Source organism: Rhodococcus sp. IEGM 1241 (genome assembly GCF_033142365.1).
GTDB lineage: Bacteria > Actinomycetota > Actinomycetes > Mycobacteriales > Mycobacteriaceae > Rhodococcus_F > Rhodococcus_F erythropolis.
This window is the reverse complement of the sequence record NZ_JAWLSE010000005.1, coordinates 577,254-598,464: the sequence shown is the minus strand read 5'-3', so window position 1 is coordinate 598,464 and position 21,211 is coordinate 577,254. Positions and strand designations below refer to the sequence as shown.

The window sequence follows — 21,211 nt, the reverse complement described above, 5'->3', positions numbered from 1 at the left end:
GTGAGTACTGCGAACCTGAATCGAAGCGAAGTCGCCGAACGATCTCGAACCATCGACGTCACCGGGTACCGGGTGGAGTTGGATCTGCGATCGGCGGCGGACTCTGCCTCGAAGACCTTTTCGACCGTCACGACAATTGATCTGACGTCGTCGGCGGAGTCCACGTGGCTCGACTTCATCGGTGCTGCAGTCGATTCCGTGGACGTCGACGGTGCGTCCATTCCGGTGGAGTACGACGGGTCCCGGATTGTGCTGCGCGGACTCGGCGGATCGAACGTCGTGCGAGTGGCAGCTCACGGCCACTACAGCCGTTCCGGTGAAGGGCTGCACCGATTTGTCGACGACGCTGACGATCAGACGTATCTGTACACGCAATACGAGCCCGCCGATGCCAGGCGTGTTTTCGCCTGCTTCGAGCAACCGGACCTCAAGGCGCCCTTCACATTCGAGGTGACAGCACCTGACGGCTGGGAAGTCCTGTCGAATCAGCCCGCGACACGGACTCTCTCCGTCGACGGTGCGCAACGCGTCACTTTCGCGCCGACGCTGCCGATCTCGACTTACATCACCGTGATCGCGGCCGGGCCGTATCACCGCGTGGCCTCGTCGTGGAGTCGCGGCGAACTCACTGTCGAGTTGGGCGCTTTGTGCCGGGCGTCGTTGGCTCCACACCTCGATGCGGACAACGTTTTCGACATCACCCGTCAGGGGTTGGACTTCTACGCCGAGCACTTCGACTATCCGTATCCGTTCGGCAAGTACGACCAGATCTTCGTCCCCGAGTACAACCTCGGCGCCATGGAGAACCCGGGACTGGTGACCTTCACCGAGGCGTATGTGTTCCGCGGCACCGCAACCGACGAGCAGCATCAGCGTCGCGCCAACACGATCCTGCACGAAATGGCGCACATGTGGTTCGGCGATCTCGTGACCATGGTCTGGTGGGATGACTTGTGGCTCAAGGAATCCTTCGCCGACTTCATGGGATCGCTGGTCAGCGCCGAAGCCACTCGCTTCACCGATGCCTGGGTAGCATTTGCCATCAAGCGAAAGGCGTGGGCGTACCTCCAAGATCAGCTGCCGACCACGCATCCCATCGTCGCCGACATCGTCGATCTCGAAGCTGCAAAGCTGAACTTCGACGGAATCACCTACGCCAAGGGCGCCAGTGTCCTCAAGCAACTCGTGGCGTTCGTCGGCCGTGACGCGTTCTTCGAAGCGGCACGACGGTACTTCAAGGCCCACGCATTCGGGAACACCACGCTTGTTGATCTGCTCGATGTGCTCGCGGAGACTTCCGGACGTGATGTGCGCGAATGGGCCCGAATCTGGTTGCAGACCACCGGAGTGTCTACGCTGTCGCTCGACGGAACAGACCTGGTCCAGACGGACCCGAGGCCGCATCGGCTCGCAGTCGGAATCTACGACTACAACGAGTCCGGAGATCTTGTTCGCACCGAACGCGTCGAACTCGACATCACCGAATCCCGCACGTCGGTCGACCTTCCGCCCGGAGCGCTCACACTGCTCAACGACGAAGACCTCACCTACGCGAAGGTGCGATTGGACGCGGAATCTCTGTCCACGGTCGAGGCATCCCTGGACCGCGTGAGCGATCCGCTTGCGCGCGGTGTGATCTGGTCGTCGCTGTGGAACTCGGTGCGCGATGCGCAGCTCTCGGTGTTCCGATACCTCGACATGGTGGAACGATTCGCTCCCGCAGAGACAGATCTTGCGATTCTCAGCGCGATCCTGACCGATGCCCAATACGCGGTTCTTCACTACGTTCCGAAAAGCTTGCGGCCCAATGTCAGTGCGGGCTGGTTGGAAACGACCTGGAAGGCGTTGTTCGAAGCCGAACCGGAGTCCGGAAGACAGCTGGCATGGGCACGGGCTCTGTCGGCCGCCGCAGCGGTCAACGATGCTCGCGCCGGCGAGTTGCGGTCGATACTCGACGGCACGTGCCCGGGACCGGTCGGACTGGCTCTCGATCCTGATCTGCGGTGGGCATTGTGGATCGCCCTGTCCGCGACCGGCCATGCGAGTGTAAGCGACTTCGACGGTGAGCTGAGCAAGGACAGCACGTCAGCGGGTCGAACGGCGTACGTCCGCGCCGCGGCGTCGATTCCCGATGCCGAGACCAAGGCGGCTGCCTGGGCGTCGGCGACCACCGATGCCTCACTCTCGAACGACCGCCTGGATGCGACGATCGCCGGATTCCGTTCGGGCACGGACCCGTCGTTGATCGAGGGATATGCGGTCGAGTACTTCTCGTCCCTGGGGAAGTGGTGGTCCGAACGCAGCATCGAGATCGCGCGACGGTTGGTGAACGGACTCTTCCCGGCAGCTGAAGACACCTCTGCTGTCGATTCCTGGATCCAGGCCAATGCGGAGGCTCCCGCGTCGCTGCGGAGGCTTGTTCTCGAACGTCGGGATCACCTGGCCCGAGACCTACGTGCCCAGGCGTCGAACGCAGTGATCTGACGCCATCAGCTCCGAAATGTCCTGTTCTTGGATATTGTCTAAACAGGGCTGCGACGGGAGACGACGTGCACACGATCACGGATCTGTCGCTGGTCACGGGCCCGGTTCCGCCCGTGGTGACGGTGCTCGGAATTCTGGCACTTCTGTGGCTGATCTTCTCGAGATCGAGGCGTCACGTGCTGATCTCGATTCCGGTCTGCATCGTCGCGGCAATCGCGATCACTCTCGTGCTGTACTGGCTGATCGAGAAGGTGTGGCACCCGTTCCCCGATCCGATTGCCCGTCCGGTCTACGTGTGGATCGGGTTGGGCATTCTCGGCGTGCTGCTGGGTGTTTCGCGGGTATTTGCGGCGACGCGGATCGACGGCCGCGTGCTCACCGTGGTCTCCGTGCTCCTGGTGGTCGTGTCGAGCGCGGCTCACGTGAATCTGCAGTTCCAGTCGTATCCGACGTTGGGAACAGCGCTGGGACTCTCGGACGCGGAGAAGGTTTCACTCGCCGACCTGGACGACGGCAAGGACGGGGCGGTACCGGTTTCGCAATGGAAGGTTCCAGCGGACATGCCGTCGGCCGGCAAGGTCAGCACGGTCACGATTGCGGGGACGGTCTCCGGATTCAGCGCCCGCGACGCCGAGATCTATCTACCGCCCGCGTATTTCACCAACCCACGGCCGGAGTTGCCGGTGTTGGTACTGCTTGCCGGCCAACCAGGCGCGCCCGAGGACTGGCTACAGGGCGGACGTCTCGTCCAGACCATGGACGCCTACGCCGCTGCGCATTCGGGCTTGGCTCCCGTTGTCGTCGTTGCTGACGGGACCGGGTCGGAACTGGCGAATCCGCTCTGCGTCGATTCCCAACTCGGGAACGTCGCAACGTACCTTTCGCGCGATGTTCCCGACTGGGTGCGCGGGAACCTCCAGGTGGATCCCGACCCGAGGAAGTGGGCGATCGGGGGACTTTCCTACGGCGGTACCTGCGCGTTCCAGATGGCAACGAACTTCCCCGCGGTGTATCCGACGTTCCTGGATCTGTCCGGTCAGATCGAACCCACCCTCGGTGATCGGAAGCAGACGGTCGATGCAGCGTTCGGCGGTAACGAAGCCGCGTTCGTGGCAGTGAATCCGCAGGATCTGCTCCGGGAGAAGAAGTTCCCCGACAGCGCAGGAGTGTTCGTGGTCGGCAAACAGGACAACGACTACCGCCCAGGTCTTCAAACGCTCTACGAAGCCGCAAAAGCCGCAGGGATGGACGTCCAGTACGCCGAGGTCGACGGCGGACACAGCTTCCAGGTGTGGTCGGCTGGATTGGCGAGTCAATTAGGTTGGCTGGGAACGCGACTCGGCCTGCCCGGATGAACGTTCGTCTGGAAGTTCCGAAGACCCGATGATCAGCGGGTGAATTCTTCCGGTCGCCCCGGCTTCGGAGCCCAATCCCTGCGGATCTGCCACACTCGCGAGCCGAAGGTCGAGTGCGCCGGTCCATTCTCGGGTCAATTGCGCATCGAGTGCGTCGACGCGCTCGAGTAGCGGAGGGTGCTGGTCCGGCGGGCAGGCTTCGAGCAAGGTCGCGAATACCGCGCGTAGACGGCGCTGGACCTGCGCGGAATTGGTACTGAAGTGCCGGATCTCGTCGGTGGCGACGGACACGTAATCGGTCCAGGTGCGTTGCTGCCCTCGGATCAGCGTGAGATCCGAGGTTGACGTGTCGAAGCGGACCCGCGGGGCGAGAAGTACCAGAAGATCTTCGATGTGGTCGAGAGCCTGCACGGCTCGGCCCGGGTCGTTGATGGCGGGTGACAGTGCCTTGAGCGCGATGTCCACGATCGACTGAAGCGCTGCACCGGGGCTGACGACCGGGCTGTGCGTGTCACCGAAGATCAAGCACGACATCAAGGTGTCAGGACGTACCTTCAGCGACGGTCCGCGTACCTCGAAGAGGGGCGCGTTCTGGGCGACGAACTCGCCGATGCTGGGGACGACCTCGACCGAGACGTCCCAGCGGCTGGCCAACCGCTGCAGTCGTGCGAGATCGATCGCCAGCAGAATCCGGCCGTCGGGTGAGAGGTGGCGCAGGCGAATCACCAGTGCGTCGGCGCTCTCGGAGGTTTCGGACTCGCGCGGTTGGGGGAGGGGGAGCGGCTGACTGGGTTTCGGTGCGCCGGAAGGTAAGTCCTCGTACAGCGGATAGGCACGAATCGTCGCGCTGCGACCCTGGGCCGCTATCCAACGCAGCAACCGACTGGAATTGAGAATCGACCCGACCTTCGCCACCAACGCGATGAACAGGATCGCACTGGCCAATGCCAGAAGCAGTGCGATCGCCGTGGAGATGGTCGGTGAGGAATTCTCCGAATCGAGCGCCAGATCGAGCGCAATGATCAAGGAGAAGACGAACGTGGCCAGAAACATGCCGATCGACCACCGCATGACTCGCTGTTGCGCAAGCATCGGGACCACCCGCACCGAAATCTGCGAGGCGCCGAACTGCATTGCGAGGGTGATGGCGGTGAACACCAGACCGGTGAGAGTGATCATCCCGCCGGCGATGACGCTGAGCAGCGTTGCGGTGGCCCCGGCGTCCACGCCCTCGGAAATGGTACCGACGTCGCCGTCGCTCACCAGGTCTCCGTCGATCCCGACGAGGATGTTCGCGGTGACGACGGACAGCACGACGAGGATCACGGGGAGGCGCCAGACCGGGACTGTTCGTAATCGTCGGCGAGTTCGGCGCCAGCGAATTCTGTCCGAAAGCCGCCGTGATAGTCCGACTTTCGTCGTAGGCGTCGTGGTGTCGACGACTGGGAGTGGTGGTGGGGTCGGAGGAGTGGAACCGAAACTTCCTGACACCGTTTCCTGAACGTAGATCTTCGCGTGGATCATCGGCTCGCGATACCGCTGCTCACGGGCGACTGCCCGGCTCATCTTCGCGGGCTTGTCGCGGTAACGCGAACGCGCCCACGGCGCACCCGGGCGACTCAACCGAATTGCTCCGACCAACAGAAGCGGGGTGAAGAACAGTCCGATCAAGCCGGTCCAGAGTTTGCCCTTCATCAACGTGATCACGGCGAGTCCGAGTTGGATCACGATCGCGACGACAACGCCGATCAACGTCGCCAGGCTACGGTCCTGCTCATACGGGTCGAACTCTCCCGCGAACCCGATCGGGTGGACTCCGAGAAGGAAAAGGAACGAGATCGCGATGGCAACGAACACCGCGTCGATGGACGAGCGACCCTCTTCGGCCCAGTAGACGTCGCGCAGATGTAGCACGAGTGCGTACTCGTCGAGGACCAGCGCGCTGCCGATACCGAACACCGACGCAAGAACACAGTTGGCGATCGGGGTGTGATAGTCGGCCAGAGCGATGAAGGCAAAGCCGGACACGAGCATCATCATCAAACCGAAAACCATGTGGTGGATGTGCATTCCACCGGGCGTGACATTGCCTGGCCACCACGAGACCTCAGCTCGGATCATTCGAACGCTGAACCGAATGAACAGGAACGTCAGGACAAAGGCGAGCAGAAGGAAGAACAGTGGGAGTCTGCCGGTGTCGACGACCGTGTGCTCGAACCAGGACCGCACGGCGTCAGCTCTTGCTGGTGGCGAGCTTGATCAGCTGAGGAGCTGTCGCGTCCGGAAGGTAAGCACGCGTGAGCGCGATTCCGATTCGAGGCAGGTCGGCCTCGTCGCGGAAACACAGGAAAACGGGTTCGTATCTCGGCTTGAACTTCTTCTTGAATGCGTGAAGAGACCGGAAGCCGTAGAGCGGTTCCATCGCGGCTCCGAGCATGTCGAGCAGGCGGTCCATCGATGCGGCGTCGGCGCCGTCGTCGCTGCGGGCCAGCGGCGCGCCGGACAGTGAGACGAATTGGGCACCTTGTTCTTTGAATTCGAGGGCCGACGATGCGATGAGGAACTCGACCACCGGCCGGAAGCCGTCCGGGCGTCGACGCATGACGTCGAGCGTCCAACCCCGGACCACGCCGCCTTCGCCGTACACCGGCAACCACGAGGTGACGCCGTGAATACTTCCCGTCGGGTCGACGGCCAAACCGACCCGGACGTCGCGATCGAGCGCCTCTTCGACGCTGCCGAGGGTGAACCCCATCTCGGGTAGTCCCTTGTCGCCCACCCATTCCTCGGATATAGCGCGCACCTGAGCCAATACGGAGAACGGCTCGTCTGCCAGTGTTGTCATCCGGAAGGTGATGTCGTCCTTCTTGGCCTTGTTGAGCGCCGAGCGGATGTCCTGCCAGGACTTTCCGGTGAACTGCAATTCCGGCAGGTCGACGATCGTGTCCTCGGCGACCTGAACGGTGCGCCACCCCCGCCGTGTGGCGGCATCGGCTGTTTCCTTTCCTACGGAGAACAAGCAGGGAGTGAGGCCGTTGGCTTCGGACATCGTCGTGAACTCGTCGACCGCCGCGGCAAGTCGCTCGGGGCTCGCTATCGGATCGGCCAGCACCACGACGACACCGACATGCCGTTGGAATGCAACGACACTCTCACCCGACTCGCCGAAGTAGTAACTGTTGCCGTCCCACGTCGTCATCCACGACATGGTTCCGCCGCCGTGCTGTTTGAGCAGTTCCCGCGCAGTGGCGCGAGGATCGTTCCCGGACAGCGGTCCGCCTCGAATCTTGCGCCGCATCGGCACGTGGAAAGCGTGACGGCCCTTGATCAACAAGATGAGTTCGAGAAGCCAGAGCAGCGCGGTACCGACCGTGACGGCTCCGGCGCTTTCGTAGTCGAAGAAGATGACCGAACCGAGGACGAGGGCGGTGGCCAAGACCGTCAGAGAGCCGAACACCACGGCAACCCACCAGGCCCAGCGGCGACCTCGTCGCAACTGATCCGCGATCAGTGCAACGATGATCACGTCGACCAATGCGGTCCAGCCCGAACCGGTTTCGGCTTCCGTCGGCCCGAAGGGTCCACTGCCGGGGAACAACCACACGGCGATCTCGACCACTCCGATCAGGAGCAGGCCGATGAATCCGAGCAGACGGATCTCGCGTCGCGTTCGGGGGATGAACCCGCGCTCTCCGTCGCCGAAGAACTTTTCGCCGACCGGAAGGAAGATCGCAACCGCGATGAGGTGCTGTACGTCGGCGAGGCGACCTTCGAAGAGAAAGGCGATCGCGATGTACGCGCACAGGATGGCGCGCACTCGCATTCGCCAGGGCGAGCGCAGAGTTGCGGTGGTCGCGGCGAGTGCGGCGATGATGGCGGTGGTGACACCGACGTCGCGGTGGGTGGCGAGGTTGCGAGCCCAATCCCAATCGGTGTGGCTGCCCGCCCAGAGGAGGAGCGATGCACCCAGTTCGCCCGCCAACTGACCGCTGATGGTGACGATGGCCGCGTTCTTGGTTCCCAGGCGCCACTCGCACCAGCCGACCGCGAAGGCAAAAACGACGATGATCGAAACATACTGACCCGGCGTCAAGCCGAAGAACCAACCCGTGACGAGAGTCCACCACTTACCTTCCTGCAAGGCAGGGACTCCGTAGGCGATGTCGTCGAACCACGAGTAGGTACGGACGTGATTCCACAAGGCGCCGGTCGCGATCCCGACGACGGTGATGGTGAGCACGACGATCGAGGTGAACGGCACGCGCCGCAGGACGCTCAGCGCGTCGGAGGCAAAGCGAGAGGCCCGATTCGGCGCGCCTGGCGCGCTCTGGTCGGTCTGCGGGGTGGGGGTCTGGGACTGCTCAGCCATCGAGGTTCTCTTCTCGCCATGCCGCACGGTGGATTCTGCCTGTTCAGCATGACAGGAATACAGACCGATAATCAGGCGAAGCGGTCAAAATGGACGAGACTGGCTGGGGGTCTCAGTCTCGTGGCGCTACTGTCGAGCCATGGTGAACGGAGATTTACTGAATCGGGACCACCTGGTCGCCTCACTTGCCGCTTTCGAACCTCGGTCGGTCGAATTGGACGGAAGGCGCTCGGCGTCGGTGGTCATCGTCGTCATGCGGACTGCGGACGGAACACCCGTGTTCCCGGTGACGAAGCGGCCGAGCAAGATGCGCGCTCACCCCGGTCAGTTCGCGTTGCCAGGCGGAAGCGTCGACCCGGGTGAGTCTTCCGAACAAGCAGCGGTTCGGGAGCTGTCCGAAGAGTTGGGCGTCGACGTCCCTGAGTCGAACATCATCGGCCGGCTCGACGACTACGTCACCCGTTCGGGATTTGTGATCCGACCGTTCGTCGTCTGGTCCGGTGAGGACATCGGGGGACTGGTACCCAATCCCGACGAGGTGGCCCAGGTGTATGCCGTGACGTCGGAGGAGCTCGACGTGGACTCGCGCTTCGTCACCATCGAGGAATCACCGAACCCGGTGATCCAGTGGCCTTTCCGAACGAGCCTGATCCATGCGCCGACCGGCGCCGTCATCTATCAGTTCCGCGAAGTACTGAACGGACGGAACACGCGCATCGACAACCTCGAGCAGCCGGTGTTCGCCTGGCAATAAGGTCAGCTCGACACGCTCGGGACAGTTCGGGCTACGGCGCCTCGGCGAATAGTCCGTCGTGCTGTGGAAAGCTGGCCGCACGGCAATCGAAAGACGCGAGGTGTGTGCAGTGAACTCTGGCGAACAAGAACTGGTCCCCACGGATCGGATTCTCACTGTTCCCAACGTGCTCAGTATCGTGCGTCTACTCGCTCTGCCGCTGTTCGCCTACCTGCTGCTCGTCACGCACTCGGACAGCTGGGCATTGGCGCTGCTGATGCTCAGCGGGTTCACCGACTGGCTCGACGGCAAGTTGGCCAGAGTGCTCGGACAGACCTCGCGTCTGGGAGCGCTTCTCGACCCGCTGGTCGACCGTCTCTACGTCGTGACGACGCTGGTCACCTTCGTCGCCCGCGATTTCATTCCCTGGTGGGTCGCGGCGATTTTGATCGGCCGTGATCTTCTACTCGCGTTGACGCTGCCGATCTACCGCCGGCGTGGACTGCCGCCGCCCGAGGTCATCTACCTCGGCAAGGCTGCGACCTTCCTCCTGATGTTCGCGCTGCCCTTGATTCTTGCCGGACACGGAGACTGGGCCATCGGACCGTTCACCCATGCCTTCGGTTTCGCTTTCCTGATCTGGGGAACCGTCCTGTACGTGTGGACTGCCGCGATCTACGTGCTCAAAGCCGTTGACGTTGCGCGAACGCACGAGGTCGTGCGCCGATGAAGTCGACCGGGGAGGACGTCCGTCGTAACCCGGTACCGTCGCTGCTTCGGTCGCTCATGACCGAACATCTCGATCCGGGCTACGAAGCGACGGCATTCGAACGCCAACACGAGCACACGACGAACAGATCCTCGAAGACGGGGCCGTGGCTGGCCCTCGGTGCACTGTTGATCGGGTTCATCGTCACGGTCTCGGCAGTTCAGGCCACCAAGCAGGTGACCGGCACCGAGGAGGTTCGAAGCGAGTTGGTCGCCAAGGTCCGTGACGCGGAGGATCGAATCGATTCGCTGGCCGCGTCCCGCGATTCACTCGGCGGCGACGTCGACGCCGCCCGTGGCGTGGCGCTCGAAGGCGATGCCAGAGGCAGCGCGGTCCTCGATCAATTGCGAGCGGTCGAATCCGGCGCAGGAGCCGAAGCCGTTCACGGGGAGGGGCTGGTGGTGACGTTGACTGACCCGGCCGGGCGCCCGAACCTCTCGGATGCGTCCCAGCGCAGCGTCGGCGGTAAGACAGTTGTCCTCGATCGTGATCTGCAGACCGTCGTCAACGCCCTGTGGGCTGGCGGAGCGGAGGCAATCGCCGTCGGCGGCGTGCGAATCGGGCCGACGGTGACCATCCGTCAGGCGGGCGGCGCGATGCTCGTCGACAACCAACCTGTCTTCTCGCCGTACCGCGTCGAGGCGATCGGCGACACGCGCGCGCTGCAGCGAGAGTTCGTCGTCAGCGACGCCTACGTGAGAATGTCGAGCGTCTCGCAACTGTACGGAGTCGGTTTCGCAGTGGCCGAGGACGAATCGTTGACACTGCCGCCCGCGACGCCTCGTGCGGTCCGGGTGGCAACAGAACCCACAGAACCCAAGTGACAGAAGGAGTTCGATGAAGGCCGGTTCCGCCCTGTACGGACTCGCAGCACTGGTCGTCGGCATCGTCTTGGGCGTCGTTTTCAGCCCGCAGGTGCCCGACGTCATCCAGCCCTATCTTCCGATTGCTGTCGTTGCGGCACTCGACGCCGTCTTCGGCGGACTACGCGCGTATCTGGACGAGATATTCGACGCAAAGGTGTTCGTGGTCTCCTTCGTCTTCAACGTGCTCGTCGCGTCGTTGATCGTCTGGCTCGGCGATCAGTTGGGTGTGGGTACTCAACTCTCGACGGCAATCGTCGTCGTGCTGGGTATCCGGATCTTCGGCAACGCAGCGGCATTGCGACGACGACTGTTCGGAGCGTGAGCCATGTCCGACCACGCAGCGACTGACCCCGAAGAACCACCGGTGACGACTACGGGAGAAGGTCGTCACGAGTTGCGTTCGCCGTCGAAACATCGCACGAACGTGGTGTTCGCGATCCTCGCCGCCGTGCTTCTGGGTGTGCTCGGTGTCGCGATTGCCACACAGGTACGCAGCACCGTGGCCGGAGATTCACTCGACGCCGCGCGCCCTGCCGACCTCCTGGTGGTTCTCGACAACTTGAATCGGCGTGAAGCCGCGCTGAGGCAGGAAGTCGCGAATCTTCAGGAATCGCTTGCCACTTTGGAAGCCGGCGGCAACACCGGAGCAGCGCTCGACGAGGCGCGGGCGCGGCTGACCTCGCTCTCCATTCAGGTGGGGACCGCTCCTGCTACCGGACCGGGTGTGACGATGACCCTGACGGATCCAGCAGGGGGCGTCGGCTCCGAAGTGATTCTCGATCTCATCCAGGAACTACGTGCTGCCGGGGCCGAAGCCATCTCGATCGCAGGTGCGAACGGCGAACCCATTCGTATCGGCGTGAACTCGTGGGTGAGTGGGCGCGGCGGCGAGATCGAATTGGACGGAACCCGGATCGAGCAGCCGTACACTGTGACCGCGATCGGGGATCCACCGACGTTGGCAGCAGCGTTGAACATTCCCGGAGGCGTTTTCGACAACGTCGCACGCAACGGCGGAACTTCCTCAGTCGACCAATCGCAGCAGGTCACGATCTCCGTCTTGCGACAATTGAATCCGCGCCAATACGCTCAACCCGGAAATTGATCTTTTGCGTCCGACTTTCGGACGGCCTGTGAAAGGAAGCCACTGTGAGTGAGCTCGATACACCTACCGATCTGCGCTACACCGCGGAGCACGAGTGGGTGAAGCGGACCGGCCCGACCTCAGTTCGAGTCGGTATCACCGACTTTGCTCAGTCGCAGCTCGGTGACGTCGTGTTCGTCCAGCTTCCCGCTGTCGACGAAGACGTGACCGCCGGTGAATCGCTCGGTGAGGTCGAGTCGACCAAGAGCGTCTCCGACATCTTTGCTCCGTTCACTGCGAAAGTTCTTGCAGCCAACGGTGAATTGGACGGACAGCCTGACCTCGTCAACACCGATCCGTACAACACGGGTTGGTTGGTCGAGCTCGAGGTCGCCGACGAGGCCACACTCGACGCCGCACTCGCGGCAACGCTGGACGCGGAGGCATACAAGGGACTCACGTCCGAGTAGAAAACCTGCGCGTGGACCGGCCAACTCGTGTTGTGTCGCGGCCTGTCTCGCTGCACGCGGCGGTCTGCGCAGGGTACGGTCGTTAGGTACGCATGTGCCGAGTCGGGGCGCAGGGCCGTATCGAACGTGACTGTGAAAGATGCTCGTGAAGAAAGTGCACTGCGTAGTCCAGTGATTCATGATCTGGATGATTGACCCAGGAGGAGAAACAGTGAGCGAGAACGGTAACGACGCGGGCTATGGGGAGTCGCCGGCGGAGACCACTTCGGTTTTCCGTGCGGACTTCCTCAATGAGCTCGACAACACCTCCTCTGCAGCACCGGCCGCCGAGCAGCCGGTTTCGGGCGTGGAAGGCCTTCCCGCCGGAGCCGCCCTTCTGGTGGTCAAGCGGGGACCGAATGCAGGATCCCGCTTTTTGCTCGATCAGCCGACGACGTCGGCAGGTCGGCACCCGGACAGCGACATCTTCCTCGACGACGTGACCGTCAGCCGTCGTCACGCCGAGTTCCGTCAGGAAGATGCGGATTTCCACGTCGTCGACGTCGGAAGCCTCAACGGCACCTACGTCAACCGTGAGCCTGTCGATTCGGCAGTTCTCGCGAACGGTGACGAGGTTCAGATCGGCAAGTTCCGTCTGGTGTTCCTCACCGGCCCTCGTGCCGGCGGTTCGCAGGTCGGCGAGTCGTCAGCAGGTGCGGGTAGCTAATGACGGCAGTGCGGCAGCAGAGCCAGCCCGGAATGTCGATTGGTTCCGTGCTGGATCGGTTGCGTCCAGATTTTCCCGACGTGACGATTTCGAAGATCCGTTTCCTCGAGTCCGAGGGTTTGATCAGCCCACAACGGACACCGTCGGGATACCGCAGATTCTCTGTCGAGGACTGCGAGCGTCTTCGCTTCGTGCTGACCGCTCAACGTGATCAGTACCTGCCGCTCAAAGTGATCAAAGAACAACTCGAAGCGATCGACAGCGGCGCAGCGACGGTGAGTGCAGAAGTTCCTGCGCCTCGTCGTGCTCGCGTCCTGTCGATCGCTACGGGCGATGTCTCACCCGAGGCTTTCCGGGTCGATCGCGAAGTTCGAGTCGGTCGTCAGGACCTTCTCGCTCGCGCCGACATCGACGATCGGTTTCTGACCGATCTGATCCGTACCGGTTTGGTCGTTCCCGGCGCAGCGGGCTTCTTCGACGAGGACGCCGTGACGCTGGCGCGCACCGCGAAGGCGATGTCCGAGTACGGCTTGGAGGTTCGTCATCTGCGGGCGTTCAAGTTGGCTGCTGATCGTGAAGCGGGACTCGTGACCCAGATCGCCGGACCGGTTGCCAAGGGTCGTGACGCCGGAGCACGTGATCGTGCCGAGGAAATGGTCCGGGAACTGGCTGCGCTGTCGCTGACTTTGCACACATGTCTGGTCAAGTCGGCGGTTCGGGGAAGTCTCGATCGCTGAGTTCCTCGATCAGCGGGGCACACTCGAATAGAATTTCAGTACGACCGCATCGGAGTCGGTCGGCTGGATCACGTCAGGTTGGAGGCAAGCTCGATGGGCGAAATGCGTGTGATCGGAGTTCGTGTCGAGCAGCCTCAGAATCAGCCGGTCCTGTTGCTGCGAGAGTCCGACGGCGATCGGTACCTGCCGATCTGGATCGGGCAAACCGAAGCTACCGCGATTGTTCTCGAACAACAGGGAGTCGAGCCGGCGCGGCCGCTGACTCACGACCTGATCAAGATCTTGATCGAATCATTCGGTCGGAGCCTCAAGGAAGTGCGGATCGTGGACCTGCAAGAGGGCACTTTCTACGCGGATCTCGTCTTCGACGAGCAGACCACCGTCTCGGCACGTCCGTCGGACTCGATTGCATTGGCCCTGCGCATCGGCGTTCCGATCTTCGCGTCGGAGGCTGTTCTCGCCGAGGCCGGTCTGGTCATTCCTGACGAGCGCGAAGACGAGGTCGAGAAGTTCAAGGAATTCCTTGACACCATCTCGCCGGACGACTTCAAAGCCACTGACGGTTAGTCCTGTTTGTCCGTAATCAGGCTTTAGTCTTCAACTCTCAAGTAGAGGTTGAGTCTCGGTCGGCGTGTTGCGTTGACCGAGCACCCTCGTGGTCTTACCGTTGCGTGCGGTGGAGATCTTCTCGCCTTGTCGATCGAGGCGTACTCTGGGTAAGTCCACTCATGGAATTACCTGCCTTGGATTCACATCTGAAAGTTCGGTCGGCACGGGATTCTCGTGACTGCTGATAGCACAGGTTGGTTACATGATGGCGAAGCGAGAGGGAGACGGCAGTGGAAGAACAGTCGAATGAGCGCGGAACGGGCATAGCCGATAGTGCCGAGCCGACTGCAGAAATGTCTTCCGAAGAGCTGCAGCCAGGCCTGTTCCCGGACGATTCCATCCCCGACGACCTCGTCGGATATCGAGTACCCAGTGCGTGCCAGATCGCCGGGATCACGTACCGCCAACTCGACTACTGGGCACGGACGTCGTTGGTTGTTCCGTCAATCCGTGGCGCTGCCGGATCCGGTAGCCAACGTCTGTACTCCTTCAAGGACATCCTCGTTCTGAAGATCGTGAAGCGTCTGCTCGACACCGGCATCTCACTGCAGAACATTCGCGTTGCCGTCGATCACCTCCGTAAGCGCGGCGTCCGCGATCTTGCCAACATCACCCTGTTCTCCGACGGCACCACCGTGTACGAATGCACGTCTCCCGAAGAGGTCGTCGACCTCCTCCAGGGTGGGCAGGGCGTATTCGGCATCGCAGTCAGTGGAGCGATGCGTGAACTCACCGGAACAATCGCCGACTTCCCAGCCGAGCGGGCTGACGGCGGCGAAAGCGATCCCAACCCGGAAGACGAGTTGGCTTCGCGACGCAAGAATCGCGCCAGCCGCAAAACCGGATAACGCACGTCACATCTCTTTGGAGGATGCCACGGTGCAGGTAGGCGTTTCGGTCAACTAGACTGGGCCTGCGTCGCCGGCGTACGGGAGAGCCTCGGATACCGATTCACCGAACTTGTCTTTGTTTCAGTCTTTGTCTCAAAGGTCAGTCGTGAGCGGGATCAGGGCGCCGAAGGAGCAATACCTCCCCGTCAATCTCTCAGGCACCAAGGACCGTACGGGCTCCGACGCCTCTGGAAAGCGGTGGGACAACCCACCCGCCGACGGGGAAAGGCTGTGGCTTCCGTCTATCGGCGGATCACTACCGAATCTCTCAGGCGCTCGGGAATCGAGCATGCGACAGAGGGGGAGGAACGCACCGCAGTTCGGTGTGTGTCCTGATCCTCCGATCTGTCTGGGAGTTGTCGTGATCGACGCTGCAAGCCGTATATTTGCCGACCGCCATGTCGGTCCGAACGCCGCGGAACTCGCGCGCATCCTCGAACTCGTCGGTGTCGATTCACTCGACGAACTGGCAACCAAGGCCGTTCCCTCCGTCATCCTCGACGCTGCCCCCAACGGCATCGCGGCCGGACTCGACGCTCTGCCGCTTCCGGTCGGAGAGCACGAGGCACTTGCCGAACTGACTGCACTTGCAGCCCAGAACACTGTCGCGACGTCGATGATCGGCCTCGGCTACTTCGACACGTTGACGCCGCCGGTGTTGTTGCGCAACATCATCGAGAACCCGGCCTGGTACACCGCGTACACCCCGTATCAGCCGGAGATCAGCCAGGGCCGCCTCGAAGCCCTCCTCAACTTCCAGACCATGGTCGCCGATCTCTCCGGCATGGAACTGGCCAACTCGTCGATGCTCGACGAGGCCACCGCCGCTGCCGAAGCCATGACGCTCCTGCGCCGCGCGAACCGCAGCAAGTCCCCACGCTTTGTCGTCGACGCGGACCTGTACCCGCAGACCCTCGCCGTCATCGAGACACGCGCCGAGCCGCTCGGCATCGAGATCGTCTCCGCAGATCTCACTGCCGGACTGCCCGAGGGTGATTTCTTCGGTGTCATCGCGCAGATCCCGGGCGCTTCGGGACGCGTCGTGGACTACACCTCGATCATCGCGGAAGCTCACGAGCGCGGCGCACTGGTTGCCGTCGGCGCCGACCTTCTTGCGATGACGCTCATCACCTCGCCGGGTGAACTCGGTGCGGACGCGTGCTTCGGGACCACCCAGCGCTTCGGTGTTCCCATGGGGTACGGCGGACCGCACGCCGGTTACCTGGCCGTGCACTCCAAGCACGCGCGTCAGCTGCCCGGCCGTTTGGTCGGCGTCTCCATCGACGCCGACGGAGACAAGGCATACCGCCTCGCGCTGCAGACACGTGAGCAGCACATTCGCCGTGAGAAGGCGACATCCAACATCTGTACCGCGCAGGTGCTCCTCGCGATCCTCGCTGCGATGTACGCGAGTTACCACGGCGCCGAGGGGCTCAAGGCGATTGCGTTGCGCGTCGCTGCCCGCGCACACGCGTTGGCAAACGGCCTGCGCGAGGGCGGCGTGACCGTAGTCCACGATTCGTTCTTCGACACCGTGCTGGCTCAGGTTCCGGGCAAGGCAGCCGACGTCGTCGCTGCGGCCAAGGAATCCGGGATCAACTTGCGTCTGGTCGATGCCGATCATGTCGGTATCTCCTGCGACGAGGCCACCACCGCCGACCACGTCCTTGCCGTGCTCGACGCGTTCGGGATCGAGGATGCTGTTGTCGCCATCGAAGCCGAGGGCAACTCGGTTCCGGCTGCTCAGGAGCGCACCTCCGACTACCTGCAGCACGAAGCCTTCACCCGTTACCGTACGGAAACGGCAATGCTTCGCTACCTGCGCGCGCTCTCCGACAAGGACATCGCCCTCGATCGCAGCATGATCCCGCTGGGCTCGTGCACCATGAAGCTCAATGCGACCGCCGAGATGGAATCCATCACCTGGCCGGCGTTCAACGCGATCCATCCGTTCGCGCCCACGTCGGATGCACCCGGTCTGCTGAAGATCATCAAGGATCTCGAAGACTGGTTGGTCGCGGTCACCGGCTATGACAACGTCAGCCTGCAACCCAACGCCGGCAGCCAAGGGGAGTACGCGGGCCTGCTCGCGATCCGCAACTACCACCTCAGCCGGGGCGACGACCATCGAGACACCTGCCTCATCCCGTCGAGTGCTCACGGCACCAACGCGGCGTCTGCCGTCATGGCCGGGATGCGCGTCGAGGTAGTCGCCTGCCGTCCCAACGGTGACGTCGACGTCGACGATCTGCGTGCGAAGATCGCCGATCACGCCGAGCGTCTCGCCGCGATCATGATCACCTACCCGTCAACGCACGGTGTCTACGAGCACGAGATCTCCGACATCTGCGCAGCGGTACACGACGCCGGTGGCCAGGTGTACGTCGACGGCGCCAACCTCAATGCGCTTGTCGGCCTTGCCCGTCCAGGCCGATTCGGCGGCGACGTCAGCCACCTGAATCTGCACAAGACCTTCTGCATTCCGCACGGCGGCGGTGGACCCGGCGTCGGCCCGATCGGTGTGCGCTCACACTTGACGCCGTTTTTGCCCGGACACCCGATGGCCCCCGAACTCGGTGGTAGAGGAACGATCTCGGCAGCGCCGTACGGCAGTGCGTCCATCCTGCCCATCACCTGGACCTACATCCGGATGATGGGTGCTCAGGGCCTGCGCCGCGCCAGCCTGACCGCCATCGCGTCGGCCAACTACATCGCACGTCGACTCGACGAGTACTTCCCGGTTCTCTACACCGGCGAGAACGGCATGGTCGCGCACGAGTGCATCCTCGACCTCCGTGGGTTGACCAAGGACACTGGCGTCACCGTCGACGACGTGGCAAAGCGTCTGGCCGACTACGGTTTCCATGCACCGACCATGAGCTTCCCCGTGGTCGGCACACTGATGGTCGAGCCCACCGAGAGCGAAAACCTCGAAGAGATCGACGAGTTCTGCGAGGCGATGATCGCTATTCGCGGCGAAATCGATCGCGTCGGCGCCGGCGAGTGGACGGTGGAGGACAACCCGCTACGCGGTGCTCCCCACACTGCCGGAAGCATTGCAGCGCAGTGGGATCACCCGTACTCGCGTGAGATTGCCGTCTTCCCGCGAGGCAAGGCTCGCCCGAAGGTGTGGCCGTCCGTGCGTCGTATCGACGGTGCACATGGCGACCGCAACCTGGTCTGCTCGTGCCCGCCGATCGAAGCGTTCGCAGGCAACTAAGGCGTGTGCCCGCCGGAGATCATCACCTCTCGCGTACGAGTTCGAGAACGGTGATCTCCGGCGGTGCGCCGACGCGTACCGGCGGGCCCCAAGCCCCGGCGCCACGCGTCGTGTACAGCACTGTGTTTCCGACCTTGTCCAAGCCTTGCACCGAAGGCTGCTGCAGCGGAACGAGATACCTCAGCGGCCACATCTGACCGCCGTGAGTGTGCCCGGACAGCTGCAGATCGATACCCATCTCGGACGCCTCGATCGCTTGACGCGGTTCGTGCGCGAGAAGCAAGGCGAAAGTATTCGCATCGCGACCTGCGAGCGCGGCAGTAAGGTTCGGCTCGTACGGGGCCGGCGACGTGTAGTCGTGGATGCCCACGATGTCGATGGTGTCGCCGTCATGCTGGATCGAGGCGCGACTGTTGCGAAGTGTGGTGATCCCCAATGTTTCCCACACGTCGAGCCATTTGCCGCCGTCGTCCGCGTAGAACTCGTGGTTTCCGCTGACTCCGAAGATTCCGTCCGGCGCCTGAAGATCGGCGAGCGGAGCAAGATCGGGAGCAACTTTTGCGACGGTGCCGTCCACGAGATCGCCGCCGATCGCGATCATATCGACATTCTGCGAGTTCACGATCTCGACCACCTTGCGGGTGAAGTCGACCCCGCGGGCCGGTCCCACGTGCAGGTCGGTGATCAAGGCGATCCGGTATCCGTTGAAGCCCTCAGGTAGGCGAGCAAGCGGCACGCGGACGCGTGAAATCTTGGGGCCCGACGCCTCGTAGACGCCGTAGCCGGCGGTGCCGATCGCCGCGAGAGTGACTGCTGCTGTAGCCAACTGCAACGTACGACGCTTGGCCGGGTCGACTTCGGTCGTGGTATCCGTGCGGCGTGCACGTAGTCGACTGATCCCGGCAAGCAGGCCGATCACGAGCAGTCCGGGAATCAGGTACAGCCACGAAGCCAGCCAGACCCATCCGAGAAATCCGATCGGTCGCGCCCAGGACGTCGGGAAGATTTCGCCGCTGCCGACCCCGATGAGCGTCGAGACCGCCAAGACGACAAGCGCAGTGTCGGCAAGACGAGCCCATCGCCTCGGGATGCCGGTGGCGCGAACGAGTCGGCGGTGCAGGAACCAGGTCAGAAGGGCGAGAAGGATTGCAAAAACCGCGACGCGCCCCATCAGGACAGCATCTTGGTCACTGTGGCCGCGAGAGCGGGGTCGGACGTCGAATCGACGCGAACCAAGGTTCCGCCGGTCCGATCCGAGACGTCTTGGAGTGTGGAGACGTCGTCGCCCGCACCGACGACGATCACGTCGACCTGTACCGGACGCGACGGATTGCCCGCAGCGGCGATCGCGCTGAGCAGTTCGGCTCGCGTCGTGGTGGATTCGTCAGGTGTACTCGAGGTGATCAGCAGCACCGAGTTGACTCGTCCCGCGTCGAAACCGTCAACCGCGGCTTTGTACGAACTGGCAAGCGCCGGGTACTTGGAGGTCTTTCCGCCGGCTCGAAGCCCGTTGAGGAAATCTGTGATGGTGGCACGCCGATTCGGCTCGGACAGTGAACCGCCCGGAACCAGGATGCGCTCGGACGGTTTTCCGTCGGTGCCCGTGCTGAACTCGCGAAGGCCGATGTCCGAAGCGTCAGGGCTGCGACCCAATTGCGTGTTCACTGCCGCGGCAACGTTCGCCAAGCGGGTAGTGCCACCGTCGTCGGTACCCATCGACGCCGACGTGTCCATCAGGATGGTGGCACTACGCGGAGAGACCGGATTGGCGACGATGTCACCGAGCGCAGCTGCGGTTTCGGCCGAAGCCGGTTTCAACGTGGACGAGATCTTGGCCGGAGACACCGCACCGAGATCGGGAAGATCTTGACCCTCGACCCGGAAACCGGCGCCGACGAACAACTGTGACTGATTCGGCTCACGCATGAAATCGGCAAACTGCGCCGCTGCGCGCGAGGCGGTTTCGTCGATCCCGCTGCCCGAGACGATGACCGCCGGATAGTCCGCGACTGGCGTTGCGCCGGCGGGGGAGTACGTCGTCATCGCCGCGTTCGCGCTCTGCGCTATCGACTGTTCCGTGGCCGGAACGGCTTTCACCGAATCCGGTGTTCCGGCGCTCAGTGCTCCGAGGGCTTCGGCGGTGGACGTCGGGGGAGTCGGCAAGGATTGGAACTGCAACGCCCGCGGACTGAGCGCAGCGTTGACCTGCGCGGACTTCACCTGATCCGTCGTGACCGGACCGGCACCCGCATCGGCGACGTCGGCAGCGATCGCCTGTGCGGCCATCGAGGTTTCGGTACTTCCGACCGGCAGGGCGACCGTCAGATCGGAAGGCAATGTCTTCCAACTCGATGCGGCGCCGGCCAATGCTGCCGCGGTCTCGGGACCGGCTGCCAGAACGATCGGGGAACTCGCGAGCGAGCGGGGATCACCGTTGATCACGGCCTTGCCCGCCAGCGGCGCGAGTTCGAACGAGCTCGTCGGGATCCACAGGGAGGGACGCGGTCCCAATGCTGCGTCGTCCCAGGATGCCGCCGGACCGGCTTCGAGTGCCGTCGAGACCGACGCGGACGGCGCACCGTGCACCACGACGGCGATGCAGTGATCGCGCACGACCGGAGAGGTCTGGGTGTACCGCTTGGCCAGTTCCTCGATCTGTGGGGCGATGGACGGATCCGCGGTGACGTCGAGTGTCTTGTTGCCTTCGACGCACGTACCTGCTGCCTGCTGGCCCTGATCGTCGATCCGGTTGCTGAGGGCCTTCCACCCGAAGAAGCCTGCAACGATCAAGACGATCAGCACGACGACGAGAATCGGCCCCTTGCTGATACCTCTGGCGCCTGACCCGCCGCGATGTTCGCCCACGTACCTTGCCCTACCTTGGTCACTCGAAGAATATCTGCTGAACGGACTGTGTCC

17 protein-coding genes and 1 riboswitch are annotated in these 21,211 nt (G+C 63.1%); of the genes, 13 read left to right on the top strand and 4 right to left on the bottom strand.

Annotated elements, in window-relative coordinates:
* Together pepN and R4P70_RS23955 are read left to right on the top strand one after the other, a co-directional pair.
* Nucleotides 1-2,484 (top strand): aminopeptidase N, encoded by a 2,484-nt coding sequence (gene pepN / locus R4P70_RS23960; protein WP_317832105.1) that lies wholly within the window; start codon nt 1-3, stop codon nt 2,482-2,484.
* A gap of 65 nt (nt 2,485-2,549) precedes the next feature.
* Nucleotides 2,550-3,839: an alpha/beta hydrolase gene (locus tag R4P70_RS23955; RefSeq protein WP_317832103.1), complete on the top strand. Its 1,290-nt coding sequence runs from the start codon at nt 2,550-2,552 to the stop codon at nt 3,837-3,839.
* Here the strand turns inward: R4P70_RS23955 and R4P70_RS23950 are convergent.
* Together R4P70_RS23950 and R4P70_RS23945 are read right to left on the bottom strand one after the other, a co-directional pair.
* On the bottom strand, nt 3,801-6,068 hold the full coding sequence (locus R4P70_RS23950; protein ID WP_097387349.1) for a DUF2254 family protein: 2,268 nt from the start codon (nt 6,066-6,068) through the stop codon (nt 3,801-3,803). The genes R4P70_RS23955 and R4P70_RS23950 overlap by 39 nt on opposite strands.
* Before the next feature lie 4 nt (nt 6,069-6,072).
* On the bottom strand, nt 6,073-8,208 hold the full coding sequence (locus tag R4P70_RS23945; RefSeq protein WP_029538163.1) for a bifunctional lysylphosphatidylglycerol flippase/synthetase MprF: 2,136 nt from the start codon (nt 8,206-8,208) through the stop codon (nt 6,073-6,075).
* Between the two features lie 139 nt (nt 8,209-8,347).
* Here R4P70_RS23945 and R4P70_RS23940 point away from each other — a divergent pair, with 139 nt between their 5' ends.
* The 11 genes from R4P70_RS23940 (at nt 8,348) to gcvP (ending at nt 18,292) form a co-directional block, all read left to right on the top strand.
* Nucleotides 8,348-8,962, top strand: coding sequence for an NUDIX hydrolase (locus R4P70_RS23940; RefSeq protein WP_070797052.1), 615 nt, complete (start codon nt 8,348-8,350; stop codon nt 8,960-8,962).
* 109 nt (nt 8,963-9,071) lie between these two features.
* Nucleotides 9,072-9,671 (top strand): CDP-alcohol phosphatidyltransferase family protein, encoded by a 600-nt coding sequence (locus tag R4P70_RS23935; protein ID WP_317832100.1) that lies wholly within the window; start codon nt 9,072-9,074, stop codon nt 9,669-9,671.
* The gene (locus R4P70_RS23930) at nt 9,668-10,534 is read left to right on the top strand and encodes a DUF881 domain-containing protein (RefSeq protein WP_092763951.1); all 867 of its coding nucleotides are present in this window, start codon (nt 9,668-9,670) and stop codon (nt 10,532-10,534) included. The genes R4P70_RS23935 and R4P70_RS23930 overlap by 4 nt, the downstream gene beginning before the upstream one ends.
* Before the next feature lie 13 nt (nt 10,535-10,547).
* On the top strand, nt 10,548-10,898 hold the full coding sequence (locus R4P70_RS23925; RefSeq protein WP_003946178.1) for a small basic family protein: 351 nt from the start codon (nt 10,548-10,550) through the stop codon (nt 10,896-10,898).
* Nucleotides 10,899-10,901: 3 nt separating this feature from the next.
* Nucleotides 10,902-11,681, top strand: a complete 780-nt coding sequence (locus tag R4P70_RS23920; RefSeq protein WP_019748558.1) for a DUF881 domain-containing protein — start codon at nt 10,902-10,904, stop codon at nt 11,679-11,681.
* A gap of 44 nt (nt 11,682-11,725) precedes the next feature.
* Nucleotides 11,726-12,130 (top strand): glycine cleavage system protein GcvH, encoded by a 405-nt coding sequence (gene gcvH / locus R4P70_RS23915; RefSeq protein WP_019748557.1) that lies wholly within the window; start codon nt 11,726-11,728, stop codon nt 12,128-12,130.
* A 211-nt stretch (nt 12,131-12,341) separates the two neighbouring features.
* The gene (garA, locus tag R4P70_RS23910) at nt 12,342-12,836 is read left to right on the top strand and encodes a glycogen accumulation regulator GarA (RefSeq protein ID WP_003946166.1); all 495 of its coding nucleotides are present in this window, start codon (nt 12,342-12,344) and stop codon (nt 12,834-12,836) included.
* Nucleotides 12,836-13,573: a MerR family transcriptional regulator gene (locus R4P70_RS23905; RefSeq protein ID WP_003946161.1), complete on the top strand. Its 738-nt coding sequence runs from the start codon at nt 12,836-12,838 to the stop codon at nt 13,571-13,573. The genes garA and R4P70_RS23905 overlap by 1 nt, the downstream gene beginning before the upstream one ends.
* A gap of 93 nt (nt 13,574-13,666) precedes the next feature.
* Nucleotides 13,667-14,140, top strand: a complete 474-nt coding sequence (locus R4P70_RS23900; protein ID WP_003946194.1) for a bifunctional nuclease family protein — start codon at nt 13,667-13,669, stop codon at nt 14,138-14,140.
* 335 nt (nt 14,141-14,475) lie between these two features.
* Nucleotides 14,476-15,030 (top strand): MerR family transcriptional regulator, encoded by a 555-nt coding sequence (locus tag R4P70_RS23895; RefSeq protein ID WP_021344354.1) that lies wholly within the window; start codon nt 14,476-14,478, stop codon nt 15,028-15,030.
* A 220-nt stretch (nt 15,031-15,250) separates the two neighbouring features.
* Nucleotides 15,251-15,380, top strand: a riboswitch (glycine riboswitch).
* 53 nt (nt 15,381-15,433) lie between these two features.
* Entirely contained in the window at nt 15,434-18,292 is a 2,859-nt protein-coding gene (gene gcvP, locus R4P70_RS23890) for an aminomethyl-transferring glycine dehydrogenase (protein WP_024487228.1), read from the top strand.
* 22 nt (nt 18,293-18,314) lie between these two features.
* Here gcvP and R4P70_RS23885 read toward each other — a convergent pair whose 3' ends face one another.
* Together R4P70_RS23885 and R4P70_RS23880 are read right to left on the bottom strand one after the other, a co-directional pair.
* Nucleotides 18,315-19,463: a metallophosphoesterase gene (locus R4P70_RS23885; RefSeq protein WP_317832096.1), complete on the bottom strand. Its 1,149-nt coding sequence runs from the start codon at nt 19,461-19,463 to the stop codon at nt 18,315-18,317.
* Nucleotides 19,463-21,157 carry a VWA domain-containing protein gene (locus R4P70_RS23880; RefSeq protein WP_317832094.1) on the bottom strand — a complete coding sequence of 565 codons (1,695 nt, stop codon included), beginning with the start codon at nt 21,155-21,157 and terminating at the stop codon, nt 19,463-19,465. The genes R4P70_RS23885 and R4P70_RS23880 overlap by 1 nt, the downstream gene beginning before the upstream one ends.
* Nucleotides 21,158-21,211: the final 54 nt, after the last annotated feature.